This is a genomic window from Neomegalonema perideroedes DSM 15528 (genome assembly GCF_000374145.1).
Taxonomy (GTDB): Bacteria; Pseudomonadota; Alphaproteobacteria; order Rhodobacterales; family Rhodobacteraceae; genus Neomegalonema; species Neomegalonema perideroedes.
The window spans coordinates 984,765-993,575 of the sequence record NZ_KB893654.1; the positions used below are offsets into that span (position 1 = coordinate 984,765).

Annotated in this window: 7 protein-coding genes and 1 riboswitch; of the genes, 4 read left to right on the top strand and 3 right to left on the bottom strand. The window is 68.3% G+C overall.

Annotated elements, in window-relative coordinates:
- From cobN to B161_RS0111795, 3 genes are read right to left on the bottom strand one after another with little or no spacing between them, the layout of a single operon-like run.
- Positions 1 to 3,315, bottom strand: coding sequence for a cobaltochelatase subunit CobN (gene cobN / locus B161_RS0111785; RefSeq protein WP_018633613.1), 3,315 nt, complete (start codon positions 3,313 to 3,315; stop codon positions 1 to 3).
- Between the two features lie 13 nt (positions 3,316 to 3,328).
- Complete coding sequence (cobW, locus tag B161_RS0111790) at positions 3,329 to 4,351, bottom strand: cobalamin biosynthesis protein CobW (RefSeq protein WP_018633614.1); 1,023 nt, start codon at positions 4,349 to 4,351, stop codon at positions 3,329 to 3,331.
- 3 nt (positions 4,352 to 4,354) lie between these two features.
- Complete coding sequence (locus B161_RS0111795) at positions 4,355 to 4,708, bottom strand: DUF1636 domain-containing protein (RefSeq protein ID WP_018633615.1); 354 nt, start codon at positions 4,706 to 4,708, stop codon at positions 4,355 to 4,357.
- A gap of 143 nt (positions 4,709 to 4,851) precedes the next feature.
- Positions 4,852 to 5,069, bottom strand: a riboswitch (cobalamin riboswitch).
- A 34-nt stretch (positions 5,070 to 5,103) separates the two neighbouring features.
- On the opposite strand from B161_RS0111795, the gene cobO reads away from it, so the two are divergent.
- The 4 genes from cobO to B161_RS18950 all read left to right on the top strand — a co-directional run bounded on the left by cobO (position 5,104) and on the right by B161_RS18950 (position 8,804).
- Complete coding sequence (cobO, locus tag B161_RS0111800) at positions 5,104 to 5,730, top strand: cob(I)yrinic acid a,c-diamide adenosyltransferase (RefSeq protein WP_018633616.1); 627 nt, start codon at positions 5,104 to 5,106, stop codon at positions 5,728 to 5,730.
- Positions 5,731 to 5,896: 166 nt separating this feature from the next.
- Entirely contained in the window at positions 5,897 to 6,595 is a 699-nt protein-coding gene (locus tag B161_RS0111805; RefSeq protein ID WP_018633617.1) for a vWA domain-containing protein, read from the top strand.
- Positions 6,592 to 7,296, top strand: a complete 705-nt coding sequence (locus tag B161_RS0111810; protein ID WP_018633618.1) for a PP2C family serine/threonine-protein phosphatase — start codon at positions 6,592 to 6,594, stop codon at positions 7,294 to 7,296. Before B161_RS0111805 ends, B161_RS0111810 begins: the two co-directional genes overlap by 4 nt.
- Entirely contained in the window at positions 7,293 to 8,804 is a 1,512-nt protein-coding gene (locus B161_RS18950) for a protein kinase domain-containing protein (protein WP_018633619.1), read from the top strand. The genes B161_RS0111810 and B161_RS18950 overlap by 4 nt, the downstream gene beginning before the upstream one ends.
- Positions 8,805 to 8,811 lie beyond the last annotated feature (7 nt).

Here is an 8,811-nt window from a genome sequence, read left to right on the forward strand (position 1 = left end):
TCAGCGCGCCCCCGCCGCCAGAGAATTGGAGCGGCTGATCCAGATTCCCGCCGCCCTCAGAGCCTCGAAACGGGCCTCCATGGCCGCCAGAGCCGCCGGATTTACGCGGGCGAGGAAATCCCGGACCTCCGGATCGGAGAGCGTGGCCTCGTGATAAAGGTCGAAGAGATGTGCGGGGACTTTCCGCGTCAGATGGGCGAAGGCCGCCAGATGATCCAGCGTGGCGGCGATCTCGGCGGCGCCCCGGAAGCCATGGCGCAACATGCCGCCGATCCAGAGCGGATTGACCGCCCTTGCGCGCGCCACGCGGGCGATCTCCTCGGGCAGGCTGCGGGCGCGGGGCTGGTCGGGGCGCGTCGCATCCAGACGCCAGAGCGCGGGCTCCGGCGCGCCCAGCCGCGCCATGGCGGCGGCGAATCCGCCTTCATGGGCGGCGTAATCCATCGCCAGCAGAAGATCCGTTTCGGGCAGATCCTGCGTATGGACGAAGGAATCCGCGCCGCGCAGCCGCATCTCCAGAGCCTCGCGGGCGGGTTCTCCCGCTGCCGAATGGCTGGAGGCCGCGAGCCAGGCCTCGCCCGCCCGGTCGCGGCCTTCGGGCGAATAATCCTCGGCGTCCAGCGCGAGGCCGTAGCTCCCCGGCGCGGGGGCGAAGACGCGCGGCCCCGGCGGGGCGGCGACATAGGGATTGAGGTCCGGCGCCTCCTCCCGGGCGGCCAGAGCCTCGGCGGCGGCCTCGAAAAGCCCCGCCAGATCTGGAAAGACGTCGCGGAACAGCCCCGAGACTCTCAGGCTCACCTCGATGCGCGGACGATCCAGCAGCGGCAGCGGGATGATCTCGAAGCCCGAAACCCGCTCCGAGCCCTCGTCCCAGAGCGGCGCGGCGCCCGCCAGATGCAGAGCCATGGCGAAATCTTCTCCGGCGGTGCGCATGGTCGCGGAACCCCAGAGATCCACCACCAGCCCGCGCGGCCAATCGCCATGGTCTTGCAGATGGCGCCGGAGCAGCTCCTCCGCCAGCTTGACGCCTTGAGCATGAGCCGCCCGCGAGGGCGTGGCGCGGGGATCGGCGGCGTAGAGATTGCGGCCCGTGGGCAGAACCTCCGAGCGCCCCCGGTAAGGCGAGCCGGAGGCTCCGGGCGCGATCCGCGCGCCGCTCAGAGCCTGAGCCAGAACCGCCCTTTCGGCGGCGATGGAGGCCGCGTCTCCGGAGAAGCCGCCTTTCCCGTCGGGCGAGCCGCGCCCCCAGACATGCAGCCCCTCGCCGAATTGGCTTTCCTTCACGTCGCAGACGAAACGGTCGATGCGGGTCAGAGCCTCGGCGGGACTCGCCCCGGAGGTCAGGCCGAGATCCTCCTCGACGCCTGCGTCTTGAGCCTCGGCGCGGATGGAGGAGATGAGCCGCCCGCGCCGCGCCGGATCGAGGCCGTCGGCGGTGGAGTATTCGTCGAGCAGCCGCTCCAGCCGCGCGAGGGCGGGGGGCAGGCCGCCTTCCGCCAGAGGCGGCGGCAGATGCCCGAGCGTGACGGCCCCGAGCCGTCGGCGGGCCTGGGCGGCCTCGCCGGGATCATTGACGATGAAGGGATAAAGCACGGGCAGAGGCCCGATCAGAGCCTCCGGCCAGCATTCCGCCGACAAGGCCGCCGATTTCCCCGGCAGCCATTCAAGCGTCCCATGGGCGCCGAGATGGATCAGAGCGTCGATCCGCTCGGCCTCCCGGAGCCAGAGATGGAAGGCGACGTAGCCATGGCGCGGCACCCGGGCGAGGTCGTGATATTCCTCCTCGCGCAGATGAGGCGTTCCGCGTTCGGGCTGCAAGGCGAGGATCACGCCGCCCCGGCGCAGAGCCCTGAACCGAAAGGCGCCCGCCTGCGCGGAGGAATCTTCCTCCGGTCGGCCCCAAGCCTCGGCGAGATCGGCGCGGAGCTTCTCCGGCAGAGTCTTCAACGCCTGACGGTAATCCGCCAGAGGCCATGCGAGGCTTTCGTTCTGCAACGGCCCCGCCAGAGGCTCGGAGGAGGCGCCGAGATCCTCAAGGATCGCCTCGGCGGAGGCGAGGGCGTCGAGGCCCACGGCGTGGGCCATCTGATGCGCCTTGCCGGGATAGGTCGAGAGGATCAACGCCAGCTTGCGGGTTTCGGGCGGCGTCTCCGCCATGCGGATCCAGCCCGCCACGCGCGCGACGACGGCGGCGATCCGCTCCGGATCGGCCTGATGGCGGCTGCGGGCGAAATGCAGCTCGGGGTCGCGCGGCTCCTGAGCCTTGAAGGAGATCACGCCCGCATTGATGCGCCCGTCCACCTCAGGCAAGACGACATGCATCGCCAGATCCGCCGGAGAGAGCCCTCGCGCCGCTTCCGCCCAAGCCTTGCGCGAGGAGGTGGCCAAAGCGGCCTGAAACACGGGAGTCCCGGCGGCGTCCAGCGGCGATCCGTAGGTCTTTTGTTTGGTCGCGTTTTCACGACGCGAAGCCGAAGAGGCTTCGCTGGAAAACGCTCCGGTCCGAGCGGAGAAGGCCGTGGCGTTGACCACCGCGGCGGGGCGCAGCTCCTCCAAAGCCTCGCGCAGCCAATGAGCCGCCCTCGGCTCCTTGAGCGAGGGGACGAAGCCGCCCAAAACTTGGAATCCCTGCGCTTCGAAGCCTTCGGCCAGCCGTTCCAGAGGCTCCACGTCGGCGGCGGCGAGCCAGCTCCGATAGAAGCTCAGGAAGATCAGGGGACGCCCGTCCCGCGCCGGAGCCTCCCGCAGCCAGCCCGCGCCCGGCAGCCAGAAGCCGAAATCCGGGAGGGTCTTTTCTCCCGCCACCGGCCCCGCATAGAGCCCCGCCGCCAGAGCCAGTTGCGCCAAAGCCGCCTGAGCCGCGATCTCGCCGCCCGCTTCGCAAAGCGCCGTCAGCCGCCGTAGAGTCGAGACGGGCAGGGTGGAGGCCGCGTCCAGCCTCGGATCCTCGCGGCCGTCGGCGGACAGAACCGCCAGCGCGATTCCCTGAGTCCGCGCCAGAATCCCGACCTGCTCCAGCCCATAGGCCCAATAGGGCGCGCCGCCGATCAGCCGGATCAGCACGCCCTTCGCCCTGCAGAGGGTGTTTTGCAGATAAGCGTCCACCGAAAGCGGATGACGCAAAGCCGCCAGATCCGCCAGCCTCAAGGAGGGGAGCGCCGCGCCGCTCGCTTTGGCCCTGCGCCAGCCCGCCGCGAAAGCCCCGAGGTCGCTGTCCGAGAAGGACAGCGCCACGAGATCGGCCGGAGGCTGACCGAGATCCTGCGGGACCTCGGATTCCTCCAGACCATGGCTTTCGCGAAAGAGCACATGCATGGGCCGCCGCTCCTCAGGCCAGCGCCGCGCGGAGGGCGTCCACGTCGAGATCGGCCTTTTCGGCGATGACCACGAGGCGTCCTTGGCGCGGCGAGGCGCCCCAAGGGCGGTCGAACTGATGGCGCACCCGAGGCCCCACCGCCTGAATCAGCAGACGCAAAGGCTTGCCCTCGACCGCGACATGGCCTTTCACGCGCAAAATCTTCTGAGTCCGGGCGAGGGCCTCGACCTTGGCGGCCAGAGCCTGAGGGTCTTTCTGCTCGGGGATCTCGATGATCGCCGTGTCGAAATCCTCATGGTCGTGCTCGTCTTCGCCGTCGTGATGCGAGGGACGGGCGGCGAGATCCGCCTCCGCCGCCGCGCCGATCCCGAGGACCACGCGCGGATCGATCTCGCCTTCGTGGATGGGCAGAATGGACAAAGGACGCGGCGCTTCGGCCAGAATGATCTGACGAGCCGCCGCGACGCCTTCCTCTCCGGCGAGATCGGCCTTCGAGAGCAACACCAGATCCGCGCAGGCGATCTGATCCTCGAAGACCTCGGAGAGCGGGGTCTCATGATCGGCGCCCGCTTCGCCCGCCTCGCCGGGGTTTTCTTCGTCGGGGGCGAAACGCCCCGCCGCCACGGCCTCGGCGTCGGCGACGGCCACCACGCCGTCGATGGTGATCCGCGAGCGCAGGCCCGGCCAATCAAAGGCCTTGAGCAGCGGCTTGGGCAGCGCCAGACCAGAGGTCTCGATGAGGATATGGTCCGGGCGCGGCTCCAGAGCCATGAGCTTTTCGATGGTCGGAATGAATTCGTCGGCCACGGTGCAGCAGATGCAGCCGTTGGTCAGCTCGACGATGTTGGACTCGGGACAATCGGCGTCGGCGCAAGCGCGGATCAGATCGCCGTCGACGCCCACGTCGCCGAATTCGTTGACCAGCACCGCCAGACGCCGCCCCTGAGGATTGCGCATCAAATGGCGGATGAGGGTGGTCTTTCCGGCGCCCAGAAAGCCGGTGACGATGGTGACGGGAACTTTTTCAAGCGACATGGTTCAGACCTCCAGAGGCGGGACGCGGGCGACGGTGTTCTTGCGGATGACTTCAGGGCGTTCGCGCCATGGGACGAGCCCGTCCGGAGCCGAGGCGTAGGCGCTCAGCATGGCCAGAACGGCTTCCCGGTCGCGATGGGGATCGAGTCCGCCCTGCACGTAGGTCCAGCGCTTGGGCCCCGTGAAGGCCACGGCGCAGCCTCGCGAACAGGCCGACAAACATTCCTGACGGCGCACGGGCGCGCCCGCGGCCTCCAGAGCCTCGGCCAGAATCAGACCGTCGCGCTTGGGCGCGGCCGGGTCCGAATCCGGGAGACGGCAGGTGGAGCAGACCACCAGCGTCGCGTTAAGATGCATCGGCCCCGACTCCCCGCGAAGGCGCGCCCCGAAGGGCTTGAACATGGGCGCGGGGAGAGGATCGGAAAAAGGCTCGCCGGATCGGGCGCGGCCTCGCTCCCGACAGCGGCGCTCCCCGGCCGCGACGACGGAAGCCCCCTGCGGACAGGAGGCGGAGGCTGGCAGGTCTCCCGGCTTGCGGATTCAGGAGCCTTGCGGCTCCGACGGGCGCCCGGCCTTCCCGAGCCCTCGCGGGCCAGTGGCGTGATGGGCGACCTTTCCGGTCACGGTCGCGGGGGCGGCTGCGCTTGAGGCCGGAAGGCCCTGACGCTATTCCCTCTTCGCCCGCCTTGCGGCGGGAACCAGCGATGGCGCGAGCCAAGCCACGCCCTATCCCTCTTGTCAAGGAGGCTTTCATGTCCCCCGAGGCCCCGATTTCCGAAGAAGCCGCCGCCCACGCCGCCAAAAAAGCGAAGATCAAGGCCGCCCGCGACCGCATGATGCAGGAGAAGACCGGCGAAAAGGGCCTGATCATCGTGCTGACCGGGCCAGGGAAGGGGAAGTCCTCTTCGGCCTTCGGGATGATCTTCCGCTGTCTGGCGCATGGGATGCGCTGCGGCGTGGTGCAGTTCGTGAAGGGGTCGCGGACCACCGGAGAGCGCGATCTGATCCTCGCGCGCTTCAGCGATCTTTGCGCCTTCCACACCATGGGCGAGGGCTTCACCTGGGAGACTCAAGACCTCGCGCGCGACAAGGCGGCGGCCCGGGCGGGCTGGGAGAAGGCCAAGGCGCTGATCCGCGATCCAGAGAACCGCATGGTGCTGCTGGACGAGATCAACATCGCCCTGCGCTATGACTACCTCGACCTCGCGGAGGTTCTGGACTTCCTGCGCGACGAAAAGCCGCCCATGACCCATGTCGTGCTGACGGGCCGCAACGCCAAGCCGGAGCTGATCGCGGCGGCGGATCTCGTGACCGAGATGACCGTGGTGAAGCATCCTTTCCGCGCGGGGATCAAGGCTCAGCCGGGCGTGGAGTTTTGACGCTCGTTTCATTTCCCGCGCTTGCCTGAGACGAGGAGCGCGGGCCTCGCCGCCGGGAGAAGGCCCGAGCTCTTTACAAGAAACGCTTTTTGAAAATCAAGACTATCGCAATGGTTGCATGTGTATGCGGATCCTGTCCGAAACATTTGGCGCGTTAAGGTGGGCGATGTCCAAAAGCGATCTCAAAACCTTCATCATTTCATCGCCTCGCCCTCTGCCGGTGATCGTGCTCGCCGATGAAAGCGGCAGCATGTCCGAGCATCGCAAAATCGAGACTCTGAACTCGGCTTTGCGCGACATGTTCGGCGGCTTCGCCCAAGACGTCAATCTGAGAGCCGAGCTTCAGATCGCGGTGATCGGGTTCGGCGGAGACGGAGCGCGCCTGCATCAGGGATTGATTCCCGCGAAGAGCTTCGCCGAGGCGGGCTTCCCGGATCTGCGGGCTTCCGGGCCGACCCCGATGGGCGGCGCCTTCGAGCTGCTGCTGCGCATGCTGGAGGATCCGGGGACGATCCCCTCGCGCGCCTATCGGCCCGTCGTGGCGCTCGTCTCCGACGGATTTCCGACCGACGAATGGGAGGCCCCCCTCAAAGCGCTGGAGGCCTCCGAGCGGGCGCAAAAAGCGACGCGCATCGCGATGGCCATCGGCTCCGACGCCGACGAGGCCATGCTCAAGCGTTTCATCAACGATCCTGAGACGCCTCTGTTTCAGGCGCGCAACGCGCGGGACGTCCATCGCTTCTTCCGCGCCGTGACTTTGAGCGTCTCCACGCGCACGGCGAGCCGGAATCCTGACGAAGCCTCGCGCTTCTCTCCGCCTTCAGGAGACGGGGACGGGCGCGATCTGGATCTCGACTTCACATGAAATTCGCCGTGTGCGGGGCCAGCGTCGTCGGGCCGGGCCATCTCGACCTTGGCGCGCCTAATCAGGATTCTCTCGTGGTGGGGGGATGTCGGGGCGGGTGGATCGCCGCCGTCGCCGACGGCTTGGGGTCCCGGAGGCTCAGCGGCCATGGATCGCGCGGCGCCTGCCGGGCCGCCCGGCGCGTTTTGAGGGAGGCCCCCGCGGAGTCCGATCCGGGCGCGGCGATTCCGAAGATCCACGCGGGCTGGCTTCAGGAGCTCGGCGCGCTCTCCTCTCAGGAGGCGGCGACGACGCTGATCTTCGCCCGCGCGACGGCTCAGGGGGAGGTCATGGCCGCGCAATTGGGCGACGGCCTGCTGCTCGCGAGATGCGGCGGCCTCTTGCGGCGGCTCACGCCTGAACGCTCAAGCTTCGGAGATCTGACTTGGGCGCTGGAGGAGAATTGCGCCCCGGAGCGCTGGATTCTTCTACGGGACCGCCTTTCCCAGCCTGGGGACGGCGTGATTCTCGCCACGGACGGCGTCGCCGACGACCTCCGGCCCGAGGATCTCGGCGGCTTCATGGACGCGGTTTACGCGACCATCCGGGCGCGCAGCCGCCGCCGCGCGAAGCTCTGGCTTCAGGATCGCTTGGAGCATTGGCCGACTCCGCTGCATGGGGACGACAAGACCCTCGCCGCCATTTTCAGGATCTCTCCATGAACGCGATTCCTCCGGACGCCCCGCGCGACAGCGCCGAAAAGGTCAAGGATCAACATGGTCAGAGCTATAAGCTGACCAGCCTCGTCGGAGAGGGCGGGCAGGGAGCCGTCTGGGCGACCGACCAGCCCGGCGTTCTGGCGAAGCTGACGAATCTCAGAGGCGAAGCGGAGCTTTCCGAATGGCGCGGCAGAATCCGCGCCGTCATGCGCCAGCCGCTCGACGGGCTGAGCATCGCGCGGCCCCGGGCTTTGATCGTCGATCCGAAGCCCGGCTACGTCATGGATCTGATGGATGGGCTCCAGCCTTTGACCTTCATGACGGTCGAGGTTCTCGGCGCGCCGGAGGCCCTGCCCGCCTATATCCGCACGGGGGGCCTGCTGCGTCGTTTGAGGATCCTCGCGCGGCTGGCGCGCAGCCTCGCGGATCTGCATGGGCGCGGTCTGGCCTATAGCGATCTTTCGCCCGCGAACGTCTTCGTCTCGCAGAGCGAGGAACACGCCGAAGTCTGGCTGATCGACGCGGACAACATCTCAAGCCGGACGCAGACCGGCCTTCATACGCCCGATTACGGCGCGCCGGAGGTGGTCCGCGGCGAAGCCGGAACCGACGCTCTGACGGACGGCTGGAGCTTTGCGGTTTTGGCCTATCAGCTTCTCGTCCTCGGCCATCCCCTCAAGGGCGACGGGATCCTCGACGGCGCGCCCGAGCTGGAGGAGGCCGCCTTGCGCGGCGAGCGGCCTTGGGTCGACGATCCGCATGACCGCGGCAACGCCCTGTCGCGGGGCCTGCCGCGCGAGATCACGCTCAGCCGGGAGCTGCGCGGGCTCTTCGAAGAGTGCTTCGGGGCGGGGATGGGGGATCCGGGCGCGCGGCCGAGCCTCAACGCATGGGCCGAGGCCTTCGAGGCGGCTTGCGCGATCTGCGCGCCTTGCGAGGGCTGCGGCGGGTCTTTCCTCCATCTCTGCGCCTGCCCCTCCTGCGGCGAGGAATGGGGCGGCGAATTCGCCTCTCTGACGGAGCTTCGTCCGTTTTGTTCGGCTTGCGCGTGCGCCTTCCTTCCCGGGGAGGCGCAGATTTGCCCCTTTTGCGACCATGAACATCCCTCCGGCCGGAGGCTCCTGCTGCGGGAGTTCCGTCAGACGCCGCTGCAAGAGCTTCGGACGGCCGAGGGCGAGCATCCCGAGGAGCTGTTGCGGGAGCTGCGCTGGACTCCCACGGGCAAGGCGCTGGTTCTCGGCGGAGAGCCGGCCGCCGTGCGGCGCTCCGCGCCGGGCTGCTCCTTTCATGCGGAGGAATCCGCGCTCTGCCGCCTGCATCTGAAGCCGGACGGACTTTGGTTCTCTCCCGCCGAGGGCGCGCGGGTCGCTCTGGAGAGCGAGGAGGACGGCAAGAGGCTCGAAATCTCTTATGAGCGGCGCCTGAAAAGCGGAAGCCGCTCCGGCCGAATTTTCTCCCTGCATCTCGCGGAGGGCGAACAGGAGAGCTTCGTGTGGCGCTTCAGATGGTGAAATCGCA

Coding starts and splice junctions, on each gene's coding strand:
- cobN (WP_018633613.1), bottom strand. CDS start 3,315: ATGCATGTGCTCTTTCGCGAAAGCCATGGTCTGGAGGAATCCGAGGTC.
- cobW (WP_018633614.1), bottom strand. CDS start 4,351: ATGTCGCTTGAAAAAGTTCCCGTCACCATCGTCACCGGCTTTCTGGGC.
- B161_RS0111795 (WP_018633615.1), bottom strand. CDS start 4,708: ATGCATCTTAACGCGACGCTGGTGGTCTGCTCCACCTGCCGTCTCCCG.
- cobO (WP_018633616.1), top strand. CDS start 5,104: ATGTCCCCCGAGGCCCCGATTTCCGAAGAAGCCGCCGCCCACGCCGCC.
- B161_RS0111805 (WP_018633617.1), top strand. CDS start 5,897: ATGTCCAAAAGCGATCTCAAAACCTTCATCATTTCATCGCCTCGCCCT.
- B161_RS0111810 (WP_018633618.1), top strand. CDS start 6,592: ATGAAATTCGCCGTGTGCGGGGCCAGCGTCGTCGGGCCGGGCCATCTC.
- B161_RS18950 (WP_018633619.1), top strand. CDS start 7,293: ATGAACGCGATTCCTCCGGACGCCCCGCGCGACAGCGCCGAAAAGGTC.